This is a genomic window from Pseudomonas sp. DCA-1, from assembly GCF_046523955.1.
Classification (GTDB): domain Bacteria; phylum Pseudomonadota; class Gammaproteobacteria; order Pseudomonadales; family Pseudomonadaceae; genus Aquipseudomonas; species Aquipseudomonas putida_Y.
In genome coordinates this window covers 3,016,058-3,035,445 of sequence record NZ_CP169881.1, presented here as the reverse complement: position 1 = coordinate 3,035,445, position 19,388 = coordinate 3,016,058, and the positions used below count along the sequence as shown (strand labels likewise).

General features: G+C 58.8%; 14 protein-coding genes and 2 pseudogenes. 9 read left to right on the top strand and 7 right to left on the bottom strand.

The annotated features are described in order from the left end of the window. Nucleotides 1-17 precede the first annotated feature (17 nt). The 4 genes from tssC to ACE4QZ_RS14335 all read right to left on the bottom strand — a co-directional run bounded on the left by tssC (nucleotide 18) and on the right by ACE4QZ_RS14335 (nucleotide 3,896). Nucleotides 18-1,520 (bottom strand): type VI secretion system contractile sheath large subunit, encoded by a 1,503-nt coding sequence (gene tssC, locus ACE4QZ_RS14350; RefSeq protein WP_410480085.1) that lies wholly within the window; start codon nucleotides 1,518-1,520, stop codon nucleotides 18-20. A gap of 14 nt (nucleotides 1,521-1,534) precedes the next feature. Further along, nucleotides 1,535-2,074, bottom strand: coding sequence for a type VI secretion system contractile sheath small subunit (tssB, locus tag ACE4QZ_RS14345; protein ID WP_028697264.1), 540 nt, complete (start codon nucleotides 2,072-2,074; stop codon nucleotides 1,535-1,537). Nucleotides 2,075-2,138: 64 nt separating this feature from the next. Next, nucleotides 2,139-2,888: a hypothetical protein gene (locus ACE4QZ_RS14340; protein ID WP_028697263.1), complete on the bottom strand. Its 750-nt coding sequence runs from the start codon at nucleotides 2,886-2,888 to the stop codon at nucleotides 2,139-2,141. 438 nt (nucleotides 2,889-3,326) lie between these two features. Further along, the gene (locus ACE4QZ_RS14335; RefSeq protein WP_021785689.1) at nucleotides 3,327-3,896 is read right to left on the bottom strand and encodes a hypothetical protein; all 570 of its coding nucleotides are present in this window, start codon (nucleotides 3,894-3,896) and stop codon (nucleotides 3,327-3,329) included. A 139-nt stretch (nucleotides 3,897-4,035) separates the two neighbouring features. On the opposite strand from ACE4QZ_RS14335, the gene tri1 reads away from it, so the two are divergent. Then, nucleotides 4,036-5,136: an ADP-ribosylarginine hydrolase Tri1 gene (gene tri1 / locus ACE4QZ_RS14330; protein ID WP_028697262.1), complete on the top strand. Its 1,101-nt coding sequence runs from the start codon at nucleotides 4,036-4,038 to the stop codon at nucleotides 5,134-5,136. 115 nt (nucleotides 5,137-5,251) lie between these two features. Here tri1 and ACE4QZ_RS14325 read toward each other — a convergent pair whose 3' ends face one another. The 3 genes from ACE4QZ_RS14325 to ACE4QZ_RS14315 form a co-directional block, all read right to left on the bottom strand. Then, nucleotides 5,252-5,563, bottom strand: a complete 312-nt coding sequence (locus ACE4QZ_RS14325; RefSeq protein WP_009686747.1) for a hypothetical protein — start codon at nucleotides 5,561-5,563, stop codon at nucleotides 5,252-5,254. A 130-nt stretch (nucleotides 5,564-5,693) separates the two neighbouring features. Beyond that, nucleotides 5,694-6,203, bottom strand: coding sequence for a hypothetical protein (locus tag ACE4QZ_RS14320; RefSeq protein ID WP_021785691.1), 510 nt, complete (start codon nucleotides 6,201-6,203; stop codon nucleotides 5,694-5,696). 50 nt (nucleotides 6,204-6,253) lie between these two features. Further along, nucleotides 6,254-7,279, bottom strand: coding sequence for a hypothetical protein (locus ACE4QZ_RS14315; protein ID WP_021785692.1), 1,026 nt, complete (start codon nucleotides 7,277-7,279; stop codon nucleotides 6,254-6,256). Nucleotides 7,280-7,547: 268 nt separating this feature from the next. On the opposite strand from ACE4QZ_RS14315, the gene tssI reads away from it, so the two are divergent. The 8 genes and pseudogenes from tssI to ACE4QZ_RS14275 all read left to right on the top strand — a co-directional run. Then, complete coding sequence (gene tssI / locus ACE4QZ_RS14310) at nucleotides 7,548-9,401, top strand: type VI secretion system tip protein TssI/VgrG (protein ID WP_021785693.1); 1,854 nt, start codon at nucleotides 7,548-7,550, stop codon at nucleotides 9,399-9,401. Between the two features lie 10 nt (nucleotides 9,402-9,411). Beyond that, the gene (locus tag ACE4QZ_RS14305) at nucleotides 9,412-9,996 is read left to right on the top strand and encodes a hypothetical protein (protein ID WP_021785694.1); all 585 of its coding nucleotides are present in this window, start codon (nucleotides 9,412-9,414) and stop codon (nucleotides 9,994-9,996) included. A gap of 34 nt (nucleotides 9,997-10,030) precedes the next feature. Next, nucleotides 10,031-10,498 carry a DcrB-related protein gene (locus ACE4QZ_RS14300; protein ID WP_003248404.1) on the top strand — a complete coding sequence of 156 codons (468 nt, stop codon included), beginning with the start codon at nucleotides 10,031-10,033 and terminating at the stop codon, nucleotides 10,496-10,498. 6 nt (nucleotides 10,499-10,504) lie between these two features. Next, nucleotides 10,505-14,713: an RHS repeat-associated core domain-containing protein gene (locus tag ACE4QZ_RS14295; RefSeq protein WP_392504222.1), complete on the top strand. Its 4,209-nt coding sequence runs from the start codon at nucleotides 10,505-10,507 to the stop codon at nucleotides 14,711-14,713. A 376-nt stretch (nucleotides 14,714-15,089) separates the two neighbouring features. After that, nucleotides 15,090-16,904, top strand: a pseudogene (locus ACE4QZ_RS14290) (RHS repeat-associated core domain-containing protein); the annotation flags it as partial. Between the two features lie 77 nt (nucleotides 16,905-16,981). Further along, complete coding sequence (locus ACE4QZ_RS14285) at nucleotides 16,982-17,299, top strand: HNH endonuclease (protein WP_080671182.1); 318 nt, start codon at nucleotides 16,982-16,984, stop codon at nucleotides 17,297-17,299. A 10-nt stretch (nucleotides 17,300-17,309) separates the two neighbouring features. Beyond that, complete coding sequence (locus tag ACE4QZ_RS14280; RefSeq protein ID WP_230849560.1) at nucleotides 17,310-17,801, top strand: SMI1/KNR4 family protein; 492 nt, start codon at nucleotides 17,310-17,312, stop codon at nucleotides 17,799-17,801. 368 nt (nucleotides 17,802-18,169) lie between these two features. Then, nucleotides 18,170-19,375 (top strand): annotated as a pseudogene (locus tag ACE4QZ_RS14275) (type IV secretion protein Rhs); the annotation flags it as partial. Between the last annotated feature and the right edge of the window lie 13 nt (nucleotides 19,376-19,388).

The following is a 19,388-nucleotide window of genomic DNA, read 5'->3' as shown; positions in this document are numbered from 1 at the left end:
CTGTACACAACGGCCTGTCAGCCGCGCGCGCCCTGTGGCAGCTCGGCAACCAGCCGCAGCGAGGCGGTCAGTTCATCCAGCTGGTAGTGCGGGCGCAGGTAGGTCACGGCCTTGTACACGCCTGGCTTGCCGGGCACTTCGAACACCTCGGCGCGGGCTTCGCGCAGCGGGAACTTGGCCTTGGCCTCCTGGCTGGCGGTGTCGTCGAGCAGCACGTAGCTGGCCAGCCACTGGTTGAGGAAGCGCTCGACATCCATGCGCGAGGCAAAGCTGCCGATCTTGTCGCGCATGATCGCCTTCATGTAGTGGGCGATGCGCGAAGTGGCGAAGATGTATTGCAGCTGGGCCGACAGGCGTGCGTTGGCGTTGGCGATGTCGGTGTTGTACTGCTTCTGTTTCTGCGCCGACTGGGTGCCGAAGAACGCGGCATAGTCGGTGCCCTTGCAGTGCACCAGGGGGATGAAGCCCAGGTCCGACAGCTCTTTTTCGCGGCGGTCGGTGATGGCGATTTCGGTCGGGCACTTGAGGGCGATTTCGCCGTCGTCGGTCTTGAAGGTATGGGTCGGCAGGCCTTCGACCAGGCCGCCACCTTCCACGCCGCGGATGGCCACGCACCAGCCGTAGCGGGCGAAGGCATCGGTGACGCGGGTGCCGAGGGCGTAGGCGGCGTTCATCCACAGGTACTTGTTGTGGTCGCGGCTATCGACGCTTTCGACGAAGTTGAATTCTTCCACCGGGGTGGTATCCGGGCCATACGGCAGGCGACCGAGCACGTGGGGCAGGGTGAGGCCGACGTAGCGCGAGTCTTCCGAGGCGCGGAACGACTTCCACTTGGCATATTCCACAGTGTCGAAGATCTTCGCCAGGTCACGCGGGCCGGACATCTCGGTGAACGAGTCCCAGCCGAACAGCTCGGACGAGGCGGCCGAAATGAACGGGGCGTGCGCCGCCGCGGCGACGTGCGAGATCTCTTCGAGCAGGTACATGTCTTCGGGGTTGCGGTTGAACTCGTAGTCACCGATCAACATGCCGAAAGGTGCACCACCGAAGGTACCGTACTCTTCTTCGTAGACCTTCTTGAACAGCGCGCTCTGGTCGAATTCGCTGGCGGCCTTCAGGTCGCGTACCAGGTCTTTCTTCGAGGCATTGAGCAGATGGATCTTCAGCGTGGTGCTGGTCTCGGTCTGGTCTACCTGGTATTTCAGGCCGCGCCAGGAGGCTTCCAGCTGCTGGAACTCGCGGGCGTGCATGATCTCGTTCATCTGCTCGGAGAGCATCGCGTCGATTTCGGCGATACGCGAATCGAGCACGGCGATCAGGTCCTTGCTCGGGGTCATCTCACCCTCGAGCACCTGGTTCACCAGTTCGCCAATCAGGTCGCGGGTGCGGTTGCGCTCGGTGTCGGAGCGGGCCACGCGGCTTTGCGAAATGATGCTGTCGAGCAGCGAGGGCTGTGGTGCGAAGTTTTCCACTTCGACCAGGTCGCCGGCCTGTTGCGGTGCGGTTTGCTTGTCGGTCATGTTCGGGCTCCTGCTCAGGCGCGATCGTCGCTGGACGGGTCTTTCACTTCGGCTTCGCGGCCGAATTCCTTGCCCAAGGTCTTGAGCTTTTCGGTGTTCTGCAGCACGTCCATCAGCAGCTCTTCGAGCTTGTCGTTGCCGCCCATCTTGTTGCGCAGGTCGGCCAGTTTGTTGCGCACTTCCAGCAGCTTGCGCAGCGGCTCGACCTGCTTGACCACGTTCTGTGGCTCGAAGTCTTCGAGGCTGTTGAAGTTCAGCTCCACGCCCAGCTGGGTACCGTTCTTGGCCAGGGTGTTGTCGACGCGGTAGGTCAGGCGTGGCTTGATGCCCTTGAGCACGCCATTGAAGTTGTCGCGGTCGATGAATACGAACTTGCGGTCCTTGAGCTTGGGCAGCGGCTCCAGCGGGTTGCCGGAAAAGTCGCCCAGTACGCCGACGACGAAGGGCAGCTCTTTTTTCTCGATGGCATCGCCGATGTCCACGTCGTAGGTGATATGGACCCGAGGCGCGCGAACGCGGTCAAGTTTGTGCTGAGTGCTTTCCTTCTTCGCCATCGTGTTCTCCAGTGCGAGCAATTCGCTGCGAATCATTGCGCGGCCCGGTGCCGGGCGCTGCGCGTTACAGTCCTTCGATCGTCAGCAGCAGGCGCTGACGGATTTCGTCGTTCATTTCCAGAATGTTGTCGCGGCCTACCAGTTCTTCGAAGCTGGTGTTGCCGGCAATCTGCGTGCTGCTGCGGATGACCGAGTCGTCGGGAAGTTCCGAGCGCACCGGCGAGCTGATGACGCAGAACGGCAGGTCGCCAAAGCCCTTCAGGCGCTCGAAGCTCAGGCCGTAGCGCAAACCCTCGAACAGCCGGCCAAGGCCAGGCGACTTGCTCAGGCAGTAGAACAGCACCAGGTAGTGCACCACGAAGCGGTACAGCTCGGCGCTGCTGCGGTTGGGGTCTTTGATGACATTGCGAAACCGCGCCAGGTCGAAGGCGTGGAAGCCCACCACCCAGCGGGTCGGGCTGGTGATGCGGATGACCTGGCCGCTGTGTTCCAGGGTCTTGTCGTATTCCAGCGGGAACAGTTCGGGGGTGGTGCTGATCAGGTTCAGCGGTACTTCCAGCTCGGTGACCAGCTGGAACGGCGCGGCCGAGCCGATACGTTCGTAGAGTTCGACCAGGGCCTGGAAGTGGCCCTGGGTTTCGCGCCCGCTGCTGCGTTGGGCGCCTTGCAGGTATTCGCCAAACAGGGTTTGCGGACGGATCAGCGGTGCCACGGTGGCAAGGTAATCCGCCGCCTGCGCCTTCAGCGCATCGGAGATCGCCCGCGTCTGGCTACGCAGCTTGATCAGTGCTTCGACATCGAATGTCTGTGTCATCGGTGCATCGTCCATGAGCCTGCTTGATCGTCCTGAAACGCCAATGGCGTGGACCTGAAAATCGCGCCACTCGGCTGCGGCAATTTGAATGCTGGCACATGAATATCGTGTTGCCAGCAATGCCGAATAGGGCACCTCGCCGGGGAAGAAGTTCCGGTGAGGGGCGCGATTTTTTCCCTGTTTTGTGATGCGGTGCAATGATGGCGTCATGACATTGCGCGCAGGTTTCGAGCACATAAAATGGGGCTTTGACCCGCAAAATCAGGGGGGGAAGGTGTCAAGATCGCGGTAAAAATTGGCGTGAAAAGAATTTTTCAAAAAGTGATCTGGGTCGCATTTTTCAGTGCTACGCCGTTCATGCCTGTCTTTCATCGCAGTGTGTTTTCGTGATGGCAATGCGACGGAATATGCCGCGTCGAAGCGGGTCCGTATGGGTTGCTACAGCGACTTTGCGCCGGCGATGCGACCTTGGATTCCCCACTCCCACAAGCACCCTAGCAATGCATGTAATTCATCGGTGGCCTCGACCAACAGCACGCCGTTTTCATACAGTACGGCATCGCTGAGCGTGCCCATGCCGCGAGGCATCGCGAACAAGCTCAGGCGCACCTGTTCGGTATCGCTGTGCAGCCGTGAACGGTAGCCCAGGAGGGTATTGGCCCAGCTTGCGTAGCCGCCATCGCGCAGCAGCAAGGTTGCTGCTCGTGCCAACACCGCCGAGATCTCCGTCAGGTTGCAAATGCACGGGGCAGCCGTGCCACGCTGGGCGCCGGGTTGCATCATCAGAGCGTGGTCCAGTTCGCGGCGGCGGCATCGAACAACCATGGGCAGCGCTGCCGAAGGTTCCTGTAGCCAGGCCTCGTATCGGGCCTTGTCGATGCGGTAATACTCTTCGTAATCGACCAAGGTATTGCTGACTGGGATGGACAGGTAGCACTGCTGCGAAGCCAGTTCTATCCCGAGGGCAAAGCGGTGCTCGCGGCTTGTGTAGGTGTCATTGAATTTCATGCTGAGAAGCACCTTCGAGGTGGGTTGTTAGCGGCCATCACTTGGGCATGGCTACCTGCCTGGGCATTTCGTTGCCAGTAGCGTGCATGTTCCGCAGAATGCTCGCATGGATGAGCGCGAACCACAGCAAGGAATCAGCATGATCGACCTGAGAAGCCCAGATGCAGTCCTGAGCGAGTACGCCCAGCGTTACGCCGAACTGCAACCCGAATGGTCGCCGCAGTTGCAGCAGCGCATGAGCTACACGCTGGAACCTGGCGCCCCCAGGCTGCCCCGTATCAAGCCCGGCTGGCTGAGCGACAGGCCCTGCACGTTGTCACCGGACCAGGCGCTGGACCGCGCGCAAGGTGCACTGCTGGGGTTGGCGATTGGTGATGCGGTAGGCACGACCCTGGAGTTCCAGCGGCGTGATCAAGGGCATGTCAGCGACATGGTCGGCGGTGGTCCTTTCCGCCTGGCGCCTGGTGAGTGGACCGACGATACCAGCATGGCCCTGTGCCTGGCGGACACCTACGCCAGCCAAGGAAAGTTCGATTTCGCAACCTTCGCCGATGCATTGGTGCGCTGGTACCGGCACGGCGAAAACAGCGTCAATGGCCGCTGCTTCGACATCGGCAATGTCACCCGCCGAGCCCTGGAAGGGTGGGAGGCCCAAGGGCTTGGCTGGATGGGCAATATCGAGGCCTCGACCGCAGGCAATGGTTCGTTGATACGCCTCGCGCCTACGGCTATTTTCAGGCGTCATTCGCTCTCGGCAAGCTGGTGCGAGAGCGTCACCCAAAGCGGCGTGACCCATGGCGCCGTCGAGGTTCAGGATTGCTGCAAGCTGTTCGCTGCCCAGTTGCACCTGGCGCTCAATGGCGCAGACAAGGTCGAGGCGTTGGCACCCAAGGTGCGGCCGCTGCAGCCGAGACCCACGATCATCAATGCGGGGGAGTACAAGCACAAATCCCGCGACCACATTCGCTCGTCGGGGTATGTGGTCGATACCTTGGAAGCCGCGCTTTGGGCTGTCTGGAATACCAACAATTTCAGGGATGCGATCCTGCTGGCTGCCAACCTTGCCGATGATGCCGACAGTGTCGCTGCAACGGCAGGGCAGATTGCAGGGGCGCTCTACGGGGTATCGGGCATGCCGTCGGAGTGGGTGGCCAAGGTGGCCTGGTCGCAGCATATTCGTAGGTTGGCGAGCCGGCTGTTCGAGCTGGCGCCGCCGCGCGATGAGCTCGATATCCCGTAGAGCGGATTGCGTGGGCAGGCCGTGTTTCGCTGCAAGGTAAGATCGATTGCCATCTGCACCACATCCCTTGCACGCCGCCCTCGTGATGAAAACCATAAGGGTGCAATGTCAGGTTCTATTCGTGCGTGTTACTTCTGGCTTTAAATTTTTTAAATGAACTCCATTCTTGTCCCTTGATTAACGCCATATAGAATTTGGCAAAAGCCTCGCTAAGCTCATGATCGTCTCGTAGGTTTGTTTCAGGTAGATAGCGATAACAAGGGATGTCTCGCGCCTCTAAAGGTGTGTGGATGTCACCGTTCTCAGATTTCAGCAGAAGGTCGCGAAGTAGGTTGAGCATGGTCATGGCGTCAGGATTCTGATCCTTGAGAATCTCAAGCTTTTCGCGAAGCGCTCTGGCTGTAATTTTCAGTGTGTCTTTGTCCATTTAATGCCTGAGTATGTGTAGACCGGAGGGGCGCCGCTGTACGCCCCGTCTCCAGGTCGCTGCGGCTTATCAACTGTTACCTTTTCGGTTTTCCGCCGTACTCACTTTGAGCCTGGCCAAGGTAGGCAACTTACCGCCCGTCGACCTGGACGCAAACGTCCTTGCCGTCGATAACCTTGCATGGCCAGTTGTCGTTGATGTAGTGATCCGGCTTGAAGCACACCCGGTCATCATTGACCCAGAACAACTGCCAGGCAGAACCCGATATCAGCAGCTTCGAGCAGGGCGTGTAACCCCTGGCCAGCAAAGCCCCCGTAGTCAGAACCATCACCGCAGGTACTACATAGATCAGTGTTTTAATCGATATCCCGAACATCAACGTCTGGAAGCGGTGCAGCCAGGATGCAGGGGGCGGGTCGAATTTCTTGCCGGTCCAGGCGCAGATCGCACTGCCAACGAGCAGGATGGCGAGTGCCGGTGGGGCCATGAGCAGGCCGAACGCGAGGTACGGTGTCTCCACAACCGGGGCGCCGCGTAGCAACCTGCCGTACAGCGGGAACAGGTAGTTGGTATAGGCATAAAGCGAGACGGCCCCTACCAGCAGCAATACGATAAACATGCCGACGGCCAGCAGCCTCATCTTGAGGGGGGAAAGCCCGGGCGAAATTTGTGAGGAGCGTGTATTCATTCTCAGAATTTAGGCAGGTTGAACGTTGGGAGCGATGGCAATGAGGGCATCGATGGCAGCCTGGGGGCGTCTGGCCATGCAGGCAAGTCTATCCCGTCGGGGCGCAGCTTACGGATGACCCACGACTTGGCCTCATCGTAAAGCTCGTCGGCAATCCTGCCTGCGATGTTGGCGGCGGTTTCCTCAGCGTAGCGACGCAGGTCGTCCGGCTTGATCTCGGTGATTGTCTTGTGAATGGCCTCGATATGATCCACGGCATAGCGTAAACCCGCCTTAACGGCATTCTTGATGCCGAAGTGATTGTCGAGTGCGTTCAATCCAAGGCCTACGGCAAATACCACGAGCGCCCCGGCAATGACTGGTGCGGCGGCTGCAGTGAACAGGGCGCCAGCAGCCAGGGCCGCGGCGTATCCGAGTGCCGAGGCGATACCGGCCTTGATCAGTTCCACGCCAACGCCGCCAAACAGGTCGCTCATGACGTGCTCGTCGGCAAATATCCATTCTGCGACTTCAATGGCCACCGCCACGTAGCACGAAAGCTTGAATCCTTTGATGGACGAACCGCGCACTCCATACTTGCCGATGCCCATGCTGACGAGCTTGGCATTCTGGATGCCATAGCGTGGCGCGTTGAGTGTCTTGCGCAGGCCAGGGTAGCCGGTGAGAACGGCGTACTGCTTACCATTGCGCACGGTGTAGCGTACTTTTGTGCCCAACCCGTTCATGTCGCGAATGAAACTGGCGGTGTTTTTCGCGTCCCAGGCGGCCATGGCCGCGGGCACACCCCAGGTGGTATTGACGAAGGTATGAGGCAGGCCGTTGTAGGTGGATTTCACGCCGTGCCAGGTGCCGGTCAGCATATCGCCCTGTGTGCGCGTACAGACTTGCGGCGATTGCGTGGCGCCATGTGCCTGCTGAGCAAACTGGGCCTGTGCGTGAAAATCCTCAATGGACATGATCACCATTTCCCGGTGATTCTGGTCCATCTCCCGGTCGAGCTGGCTGAGTTGGCTTTCGCTCACGCTCATGGCGATTCTCCCTGATATTCGCGATCTACTGCCTCATGGCTAGGCGTAGGGAGCCTACACTCCAGACCTCCAGCAGATCAAACCGGAGGACATATTCCGATGTAATTAATCAAGAAAGTGTCTACTGATACACAGGCCCATGATCCACCTGTTGCACGCGGCTTTTGTCCTCGTGGTGAGGTAATCTGGCTTATTGCCATCATTTGACAGCTCCCGGCCAAGCGCGTTTTCATTGTGAGATTTCCAGCTTGATGCAGGATGCATTGATATGATTACGGATGCCCTCGAGTCGATGCTCACCCAGCATCAACGCCTGTTCACCTTCGATTCTCCACTGCCTCCCGAGCAAGAACTGCAACTCCTCAGCTTCAGCGGCCGCGAGGCGATTTCGGAGTTGTTCAGTTTCCAGGCACACCTCATTTCGCAAGACGCTCGCATCGAACTGAAGAAACTCATCGGCAAGAAAGTCACGTTGGGGATTGCCTTGGCCAACGGCACCACAAGGTACATCAGCGCGCACGTGTCGGACTTCGTGCACACCGGTGCCGATGGCGGTATTGCCAACTACACCGCTGAACTGGTGCCTTGGATCTGGATTCTCAGCCGTCGCCGCGACTCGCGCATCTTCCAGGACAAGACCACTGAGCAGATCGTCAAGGAAGTTTTCGATTACTACCTGTCCCTGGCCGAGCATGAGTTCCGCCTGAGCCAGCCGCTCAAGCCAATCAGCTACTGCACGCAGTATCAGGAATCGGACCTGAATTTCGTGCTGCGCCTGCTTGAGCAGGAAGGGCTGTTCTTCACCTTCGAGCACTCCCAGGAAGGCCATCGCATGATCATCAGCGATGACAGCAGCATGCTGCCGCAGCTGGAGCGTCAGCCACTGATCCGCTACCACAGTGCTTCGGTCACTGAAACCGCCGACTCGATAACGGCGTGGTCTTCGGCGCGACGGATGCAGCCAACCCGCCTGACCCTCAAGTCCTTCGACTACAAGCAACCCGGTAACCCGCATCTGGTGCAACTGAACTCCGTCAACCAGCAGGGTGAGGTTGGCCAGTACGAGGTCTTCGAATATGAAGGCCTCTACGGCTATGCCGACGCCGATGAAGGCATGCGCAAGGCACGTCGTCGGCTGGAGGCGATGGAGGTCGACGGCAAGACCTTCCATGGCGAGAGTAATTGCCGTGCCATGGAACCTGGCCATTACTTCGAGCTGAGCCAGCATTACGATCACGACAACGACGCCCCGGACGATCGCCAGTTTCTGCTGCTTTCCGTCACCCATTGGGGGCAGAACAACTACGCCAACGATGGCGAAGCGGGCTACCGCAACAGCTTCAGTTGCATCCGCCGTAAAATCCCGTTCCGCCCTGCACTGCGCACCCCAAGGGCGGGCATCAGCGGCCCCCAGACTGCCATTGTGGTCGGTCCACACGGCGAAGAGATCTACACCGATGAACTGGGGCGGGTGAAGTTGCAGTTCCACTGGGATCGTAACGGTGAGTTCAATGATCAGAGCTCCTGCTGGGTACGCGTCACCCAGTCCGGCGCCAGCGGCGGCTTCGGCAGCATCCAGATCCCACGCGTAGGCGACGAGGTGGTGGTGGTGTTCCTTGACGGCAACCCGGACCGGCCGCTGATCATGGGCAGCCTGTACAACAGCACCAACACCCCGCCATGGTCGCTGCCGGCGAACAAGACCCAGAGTGGGTTCCTGACCCGGTCGATGAAGGGCGACGGCGGTACCGCCAACTTCTTCCGCTTCGAGGACAAGGCCGGCGCCGAGCAGATCATCATGCATGCCGAGCGCAACATGGATACCGAGATCGAGCTGGATGAGACCCACGATGTGGGGAACAACCGCTCGATTACTGTTGGTGGTACGCACACCGAAACGGTCAAGAAAGACACCGTGGTGCAGGTGACCGAAGGTTCCTACACCCTGCAGGTCGACAACCAGTTCATCCAGGTGGCCGCCAAGCAGCACATCATCCTGCAGGTGGGCGACAGCAGCATCACGCTGACCCCGGAAGGCATCGAGATCAAAGGCAAGGTCATCGTGACCACCAGTACCGACACCACCCAGATCACTGGCGCCGCAGTGCGGATCAACGACTGAGGCAAGGTTCATGTACAAGCCCTCGATCTACGACCGCATCTCCGCCAGGCGCGAAGCGCAAGAGGAGTCTGTGCGGCTGGCCAGTCTGGCGGAAGCTGCTCATGTGCCCGAGGCTGTGCCCGAGCCGGAACCGGTGCCAGCCGTGTTGCAGGATGTCGCCAGCGCTTTCACCTTCGCAGGGTTCTCCTTGCAGTTTCCGCTCGGCTTTCGTTTTCGCGACATCCAGACCACCCTCGAGCATGAAGGCGAGCCGGTCAGCCTCAGCATCCGCCGTCGTGATGTGCGCGCCAGGCAGCCGCTGGAGCAACTGTTCCAGAGCGCAGTCGAGGCTTTGCGCGAATTGAACCCGCAACTGCGTGTGATTCGCCAACGTGATTGCCTCCTGGCTGGGAACCCGGCCAAGGTCGTGGACTTTCACTTCAATGCCGGCCACGAGCCTCGGCACGGTCGCCTGGTCGGCGCACTGGTGCCCATTGCCGGCAGCGATTCGCTGCAATGGCTGGATATCTCCAGCGTGATCGACCCCAGCAAGCCCGGCCTGAGCCAGTGGCTGGCCGAGTTCGACCGCATGCTCGATGGCTTCGCGCAGGGCTGACCCAGATTTTTTCGCTATCAGGAATTTTCATCGCATGGATTACGAATTACAGGAAGGCGGCATTGCGCTGCCGGCAGGTTTCGAGGACCGCACGGTCAACATGTTCGTCTTGGGTGCCAGTGTTCCAGCACCCTTGAGCATCACCATCTCGCGTGACACCTTGCTGCCGGACGAAGCGCTGCAGGCCTATGTCGATCGCCAGGTCAAGCTGCTCACCTCCAAGCTGCGCGGCTACACCCGCATGGGCAACAAGGCCGTCACGCTCTCGGTTACCGCACCCATTGCCGGTATCCAGATCGACGCCTATTACATGAACCAGGGCCGCCCGCTGTACCAGCGCCAGGCCGCCTTCATCATCAGCCCCGGGCGTGCCCTGATCTTCTCCACCACTGCACAGGCCGACTTCAGTGCCCAGCAGAACCAGGACTGGGACAACCTGTTGGCCAGCTTCACCCCGCGTGCCCCGTCCGAAACCAGCGCCGAGTCCGGCGAACAGGAGTAATCCCTCATGTTCGAAGCGGCCAGGTTCGGCGACGAGATATCGCACACCAGCGCGCTGGGGGGCTTCCTGATCGGGGCCGCCCTGGGGATTGCGCTGGTGGCCACGGTGGCCATCGCCACGTTCACCTGCGGGTTCGGCGTGGCCTTGCTGGCCGGCCTCGCAGCCGGCATCGGGGGCAGCTTGCTGACTGCCGCCGGAGAGGCGATAGGCAGTATGTTCTCGTCCCCCTCAGGGACGATAACCACTGCCTCACCCAACGTGTTCATCAACAGCCGCAAGGCCGCCCGCGTCGAAAAAAGCATCGGTGCCTGCGACAAGCACCCAGGGCCGGTGCAGATTGCCGAAGGCTCGACCAACGTCTTCATCAACAGCGTCGCCGCCGCGCGCAAGGGCGACAAGCTGACCTGCGGCGCCACCATTTCCGGTGGTTCGGACAACGTCATCATCGGCGGCGGCACCTACCGTTACCTGCCCGTGGACGATGAAGTCCCGGAGTGGCTGCGCACCACCGTGGATGTACTGATGGCCATCGCCGGTGCCGCAGGCGGTATCGCCCAGCTGATCAAGGCGGGTACCCAGGCCGGCATGAAAGCCGTCATGCCTTGCGCCCTGAAGTTCACGGCCGGCTTCGTCGCCGGTGAGGTGGCCAGCCGTTACGTGGTCGAACCCGTGGCCCGCAAGGCTATCGGCGGCCTGGTCGGCAACCCCGTCGACCTCACCACGGGCCGCAAGCTGATCCCCGATGAAATCGACTTCAGCCTGCCGGGCCTGATGCCGATCGAGTGGTCGCGCTTCTACGCCAGCGACCTGACGGTCGACAGCGTACTCGGCCGCGGCTGGGTGCTGCCCTGGGAGCAGAGCCTGCGCCGCCAGGGGGCATTCATCTACCTCACCGACAACCAGGGCCGCGAAGTCCCGTTCGTGACCCTGCAACCGGGGCAGCGCATCTACAACCCGTACGAGCAGGTGTACCTGGTGTGCACCGAGGGCGGCCACTACATCCTGCAGACCCTCGATAACCTGTTCTTCTACTTCGGCGAAGTGCCAGACACCAACACCGAAGTGCCGCTGCAGCGTATCGAGAACGTCCTCGGCCACTTCCTGCACTTCACCCGCACGCCCGACGGCACACTGACCGACATCAGCGCCACCGGCGGCACCCGCGTGCACCTGCACTACGACAACCCGCTGGGTCGCCTGACCGACATCAAGCGCGTGGTGAACAACGAAGCGGTGGAAACGCTTACCCAGTACCGCTACGACGAACACGGCCAGCTGAGCGCGGTGATCAACCGCAACGGCGACACCGTGCGCAGCTTCAGCTACGCAGACGGCCTGATGGTGACCCACAGCAACGCGCTGGGGCTGGGCTGCCACTACCGTTGGCAAACCCAGGGCGACAAGCCACGCGTGGTCGAACACTGGACCAGCGACGGCGAGCACTACCACTTCCGCTACGATCTCGATAGCCGCACCAGCTGGGCCACCGACGTGCTCGGCCGCGAGCTGGAAGTGCAGTACAACGCCGATCACCGCGTGGTCGCCAGCCGCGACTACGGTGGCGAACGCTATGCCATCGAACTGGACGAGCAGGGGAACATGGTCGGCCTGACCTTGCCGGACGGTAACCGCCTGCAATTCAAGTACGACGAATTCTCCCGCTTGCTCGAAGAGACCGATCCGCTGGGCCGCAAGACCACCTACGAATATCACCACCTGACCACGCTGGTGACCCAGGTCAGCTACCCGGATGGCAGCACCTGGCGAGCGCGTTACGACGACAAGGGCAACCTGCTCGCCGAATTCGATGCCCTCGGCCAGATGACCGAGTACCTGAACAGCGATGACGGCCTGCCGCACACCATCATCGATGCGACCTACAAGTCCAAGTACCTGTGGTGGAACACCCTGGCCCAGGTCGAGCGCTACCAGGACTGCTCGGGCAAGAGCACGTACTACCGCTATGACGAGCGCCAGCACCTGGTCGCGGTAACAGGCGCGCTGAACCAGACCACCACGCTGGAGCGCAAGCCCGACGGCGAAGTGCTGCGCATCAGCCACCCGGACGGCACCACGGAAACCTTCACCTACAACGTCTACGGTCAGGTGCTCAGCCACACCGACGGCAAGGGCCAGACCACCCGCCTGATGCGCACCGCCCGCGGCCTGCCGAGCAGCCGCCAGGATGCCAAGGGCCAGCGGGTTCGCTACGAGTACGACAAGGCCATTCGCCTGACCGCGCTGGTCAACGAGAACAACGCCACGTACAGCTTTGCCTACGACGCTTCGGACCGGCTGAGCGAAGAAGTGCGGGTGGATAACCTGACCCGGCGTTTCAGTTACAACGTCGGTGGCCATCTCACACGACTGGATGAGATTGGCTATGGCGAAAATGCCGAGCGGCCCGAGCGCCATACGCTGTTCGAGCGTGATGCCATTGGGCGTTTGGTTGCCAAGATCAACCGTGATGCGAGCCAGACATTCGCATACGACGACGGTGACCGGTTGCTGAGCACTGAGCGGCAACCGAGCGGGATCGGCAAGCAGCTTGGGATCACGGAAGAAAAGCTTGAGTACGCCTACGATCTGCTCGGTCGGCTGACCAAAGAAATCACCCCTGACGGCACGCTTGGCTACGAGTACGACCCACTCAGCAACCTGACCACGCTGACCCTCCCGGATGGGCGCAAGGTCAATCACCTGTACTACGGCAGCGGTCACCTGCACCAGCTGAACCTGGATGGTCAGGTGATCAGCGACATGGAGCGCGATGACCTGCACCGCGAGGTGTACCGGACCCAGGGCAAGCTCACCAGTTGCTTCGGTTATGACGCCATGGGGCGCAAGGCCTGGCAGTTTGCCTCGACCTTGCCGGCCGACAAGCTTTCGCAGGTGCATAACACCGGCATCAATACCTCGTTGCTGGTCGAGCACGCCTACAACCCGATCCACCGCCGTTACCAGTACGACCCGGCCGGTGAACTGGTGCGTACCCTCGACAAACTACGCGGTGAGATCAAGTACGAATACGAAGCCAACGGCCAGTTGCGCAGTCGTGATACTGGCTCCTTGATCGGCAGCGAGGAATTCCGCTACGACCCGGCAGCCAACCGCCTGGACTTCAATGCGCGGCAGTTCGACAAGGTCAAGGACAACCGGATCAAACAGTGGCGGGATCAGGAGTATCGCTACGACCCGTGGGGCAACCTGATCGAGAAGCGCTCGGGGCATAGCAAGGTGCAGCACTTCAGCTATGACTGCGAGAACCGGCTGGTGCAGGCGGAGACGTTGGTCAATGGCAAGCTGGAAAGCCAAGGCGAGTATCGTTACGACAGCTTGGGGAGGCGAATAGCCAAGCAGGCTGAAATCAATGGCGAGGTCGAGCAGAAGCGCTTCCTCTGGCAAGGGCTAAGGATGCTGCGGGAGGAAACGCCAGGGCAGAGCATCTTGTACCTGTACGAGCCGGGTAGCTATGCGCCATTGGCGCGGGTTGATCAGGTTGAAGGGGAAGGGCAGAAGGTCTATTACTTCCATACGGACCAGATTGGTACGCCGTTGGAGTTGACGGACAGCGAGGGCAAGATTGTTTGGCAGGCGACGTATCGGTCTTGGGGGGCGATTGAGCAATTGGTTGTCGATAAGGTCGAGCAGAACCTACGCTTCCAAGGCCAGTACTTTGATTATGAATCAGGACTGCACTACAATACCTTTAGATATTATGATCCGGAAGCTGGGCGCTTTGCTACTCAAGACCCGATTGGATTAGCGGGTGGGCTAAATTTATATTTTTATACGCTCAATCCCATCAATTGGATTGATCCGTGGGGGTGGTCTGGTGTAGACGGTAGCGGCCGTCCGCTATCTAGTTCACAATATAGCGTATGGACCAGTGTAGAGATGCCGCAAGAAATTCATAGTTTGAACAGGGGGGCGCATTTCAAATATGCTAATGAAGAGCTATACAATCGTACGCTACAATACCCTGAGCTTAAGGCTGCTTTACCCGCTGAAGTAGTGGAGCATATTCAACCCGGACCCAGAGGAGGCTTCAGTGACAGAAGCCCACCAAACCACTCTTGGCACCATAATGCTCAGTCTCCTAAAGATATAGAGCTTATTCCGAGAGCGCAACACCAAGCGAAGGGACCGGTGCAAGCCAGTTTACACCCTAATCAAAAGGGTGGATTTAAGGCATTACAAAACACATCGTGCTGAGGTGGTTATGAGAGTTTATAGTATACGGGAAGTTCTAGAAAATCTGGATAAAATGCCGGACTCTTGGTTCTATTTACCAAATAGCAATTGGACCCTGGATACAAAGGGTGCGTTCTCATTAGATAGTCGTGACTTTCCCCCAGATTCGACTGATTATCTCCCGCCGCAGGTGGCTAATGAAGGATGGATCGAAACACTAGACACTCCAATGATACAGGATGTAATTAATTATACGGACCAGCAGCTTCCCTCGGCCACTGTTGAGGATTACTTTGAGGCTTTTAAATACTATTTTGAAAATGACGCTTTTTTAGAATTCTAGATCGCAAGGTTTACTAAGGATTGTTTCTAGGGCAAGAAGTGGCAAAGAGCTTATGTTGAGCGCAAGCCCGACGGCGAAGTGCTGCGCATCAGCCACCCGGACGGCACCACGGAAAGCTTCACCTACAACGTCTACGGTCAGGTGCTCAGCCACACCGACGGCAAGGGCCAGACCACCCGCCTGATGCGCACGGCCCGTGGCCTGCCGAGCAGCCGTCAGGATGCCAAGGGCCAGCGGGTTCGCTACGAGTACGACAAGGCCATTCGCCTGACCGCGCTGGTCAACGAGAACAACGCCACGTACAGCTTTGCCTACGACGTGTCGGACAGGCTGAGCGAAGAAGTGCGGGTGGATAACCTGACCCGGCGTTTCAGCTACAACGTCGGTGGTCATCTCACACGACTGGATGAGATTGGCTATGGCGAAAATGCCGAGCGGCCCGAGCGCCATACGCTGTTCGAGCGTGATGCTATTGGGCGTTTGGTTGCCAAGATCAACCGTGATGCGAGCCAGACATTCGCATACGACGACGGCGACCGGCTGCTGAGCATCGCGCGGCACCCGACCGGCATCGGCAAGCAACTCGGGGTGACCGAGGAAAAACTGGAGTACACCTATGATCTGTTGGGCCGGCTGACCAAAGAGATCACACCCGCTGGCACCTTGGGCTATGAGTACGACCCACTCAGCAACCTGACCACGCTGACCCTGCCGGATGGGCGCAAGGTCAATCACCTGTACTACGGCAGCGGCCACCTGCACCAGCTGAACCTGGATAGTCAGGTGATCAGCGACATGGAGCGCGATGACCTGCACCGCGAGGTGTACCGGACCCAGGGCAAGCTCACCAGTTGCTTCGGTTATGACGCCATGGGGCGCAAGGCCTGGCAGTTTGCCTCGACCTTGCCGGCCGACAAGCTTTCGCAGGTGCACAACACCGGCATCAATACCTCGTTGCTGGTCGAGCACGCCTACAACCCGATCCACCGCCGTTACCAGTACGACCCGGCCGGTGAACTGGTGCGTACCCTCGACAAACTACGCGGTGAGATCAAGTACGAATACGAAGCCAACGGCCAGTTGCGCAGTCGTGATACTGGCTCCTTGATCGGCAGCGAGGAATTCCGCTACGACCCGGCAGCCAACCGCCTGGACTTCAATGCGCGGCAGTTCGACAAGGTCAAGGACAACCGGATCAAACAGTGGCGGGATCAAGAGTACCGCTACGACCCGTGGGGCAACCTGATCGAGAAGCGCTCGGGGCACTGCAAGCTGCAGCACTTTATCTATGACTGCGAGAACCGGCTGGTGCGGGCGGAGACGTTGGTCAATGGCAAGCTGGATAGCCAAGGCGAGTACCGGTACGACAGCTTGGGGAGGCGAATAGCCAAACAGGCGGAAATGAATGGCGAGGTAGAGCAGAAGCGCTTCCTCTGGCAAGGCTTGCGGATGCTGCGGGAGGAAACTCCTGGGCACAGCATCTTGTACCTGTACGAGCCGGGTAGCTATGCGCCGTTAGCGCGGGTCGATCAAGTTGAAGGGGAAGAGCAGAAGGTCTATTACTTCCATACGGATCAGATTGGCACGCCGCTGGAGCTTACGAACAGCGATGGCGCAGTCGTTTGGCAAGCTACGTACCGCTCGTGGGGCATGCTAGAGCAGCTAGATATTAGTGAAGTCGAGCAGAACCTTCGATTTCAAGGGCAATACTTCGACGTTGAGAGTGAGCTGCATTATAATACCTTCCGTTATTATGCGTCGGATATTGGGCGCTTTGTAACTCAAGATCCATTGGGTTTAGGTGGCGGTGTAAATATTTACCAATATGCGCCTAATGCCACTGCATGGATTGATCCTTGGGGGCTATCTTTCAAGAGTGTGAATTTTGAGGGTTCGCCTGAGTTGTTCCCCGTAACCGGCAACCAAAAAATATCGTATCTATTCAAATGCAAGGGTCTCGAGGTCGAGACTTTACTGAAGCTTACAAGCAAGCTGGTTTGTCAAAGGCTCAGGTCAAATCGATTGGTAAATATACTTGGCATCATTTGGATGATTTCGATCCTGTAACTGGTAAGGGAACAATGCAGTTAGTAACTCAGGCCGCGCACGAGGCTTCGTTGCCCCATACAGGGTCGGTGGCACAATTCGAGAAGCATTTCGGTTTGCCTTCTGGATCTTACGGGACACCTGAAACTGTAGCTATCTCGCAGGACAAGGGGTGGCTGAAAGGGCGCCCACAAAAAATAACTTCTACAACTTGTTGAGGACTATATGGTGGATGATTTTAAACTCTTCAATTCTGATGTCGCTATTTCAGGGCTTGATATTGATGCACTTGAGTCTGAAATCGGTATGAGATTTCCTGCGGAATTTAGGGCGCTATACCTGACCTTCAATGGGGGTGAGCCTAATCGGGCATTTTGGGCGGAAGAGGAAAATTATGAGCCGATTAGAGTTGAAGATTTTAAGAGTATTGCTAGTGATGGCGCTGTAGACAAGAATGAGACTAAGTACATAGGTGGTTGTTTCAGGTTGATGGTGAGCAGGAATGTCTTGCCAGCACACTTGGTGCCATTTTCCGTAGATGAGGCGGGTAACTTTATTTGCCTTGATAAAAATGAGGGCAAGGTGATTTATTTTGCGGTGGACATTTTTCAGCCCGATATTGATATGCATCTAAATCACATCAGTGCTCAACGGGTTCTTTCGTTTTCATTTCATGAGTTCATTGGGTCCTTGATTCATGAGGATCAAGTTGATCAGTGAGTGTGTGAGGTGTTGCACTGAAGGCTGAAAGCTTTTACTGGCTTTAGCGCTTTAGCGTGAATGTCAGTGAATGCTGGCTTTAATTCAACCTTCGGCGCTATACTTTCTAAGTGGATTTAGTGTGGCTGGGATCTTTAATAACTTAACGTCGGAGGGCTGAGGCGTTAGCCTCAGTCATTCCAGTAAACGAGTCACACTGAATAGAACGTCCTGCAGCAGTCAGGCGAGATTGCTCTTTTAGCCGATAATTCGACAACTAGGCCGTTGAAACGCTCACACAGTACCGCTACGACGAACACGGCCAGCTGAGCGCGGTGATCAACCGCAACGGCGACACCGTGCGCAGCTTCAGCTACGCCGACGGCCTGATGGTGACCCAGAGCAACGCGCTGGGGCTGGGCTGCCACTACCGTTGGCAAACCCAGGGCGACAAGCCACGCGTGGTCGAACACTGGACCAGCGACGGCGAGCACTACCACTTCCGCTACGATCTCGATAGCCGCACCAGCTGGGCCACCGACGTGCTCGGCCGCGAGCTGGAAGTGCAGTACAACGCCGATCACCGCGTGGTCGCCAGCCGCGACTACGGTGGCGAACGCTATGCCATCGAACTGGACGAGCAGGGGAACATGGTCGGCCTGACCTTGCCGGACGGTAACCGCCTGCAATTCAAGTACGACGAATTCTCCCGCTTGCTCGAAGAGACCGATCCGCTGGGCCGCAAGACCACCTACGAATATCACCACCTGACCACGCTGGTGACCCAGGTCAGCTACCCGGATGGCAGCACCTGGCGAGCGCGTTACGACGACAAGGGCAACCTGCTCGCCGAATTCGATGCCCTCGGCCAGATGACCGAGTACCTGAACAGCGATGACGGCCTGCCGCACACCATCATCGATGCGACCTACAAGTCCAAGTACCTGTGGTGGAACACCCTGGCCCAGGTCGAGCGCTACCAGGACTGCTCGGGCAAGAGCACGTACTACCGCTATGACGAGCGCCAGCACCTGGTCGCGGTAACGGACGCGCTGAACCAGACCACCACACTGGAGCGCAAGCCCGACGGCGAAGTGCTGCGCATCAGCCACCCGGACGGCACCACGGAAACCTTTACTTACAACGTCTACGGTCAGGTGCTCAGCCACACCGACGGCAAGGGCCAGACCACCCGCCTGATGCGCACGGCCCGTGGCCTGCCGAGCAGCCGTCAGGATGCCAAGGGCCAGCGGGTTCGCTACGAGTACGACAAGGCCATTCGCCTGACCGCGCTGGTCAACGAAAACAACGCCACGTACAGCTTTGGCTACGACGCTTCGGACCGGTTGAGCGAAGAAGTGCGGGTAGATAACCTGACCCGACGTTTCAGCTACAACGTCGGTGGTCATCTCACACGACTGGATGAGATTGGCTATGGCGAAAATGCCGAGCGGCCCGAGCGCCATACGCTGTTTGAGCGTGATGCCATTGGGCGTTTGGTTGCCAAGATCAACCGTGATGCGAGCCAGACATTCGCATACGACGACGGTGACCGGTTGCTGAGCATCGAGCGGCAACCGACCGGGATCGGCAAAAGCAGCTAAGATG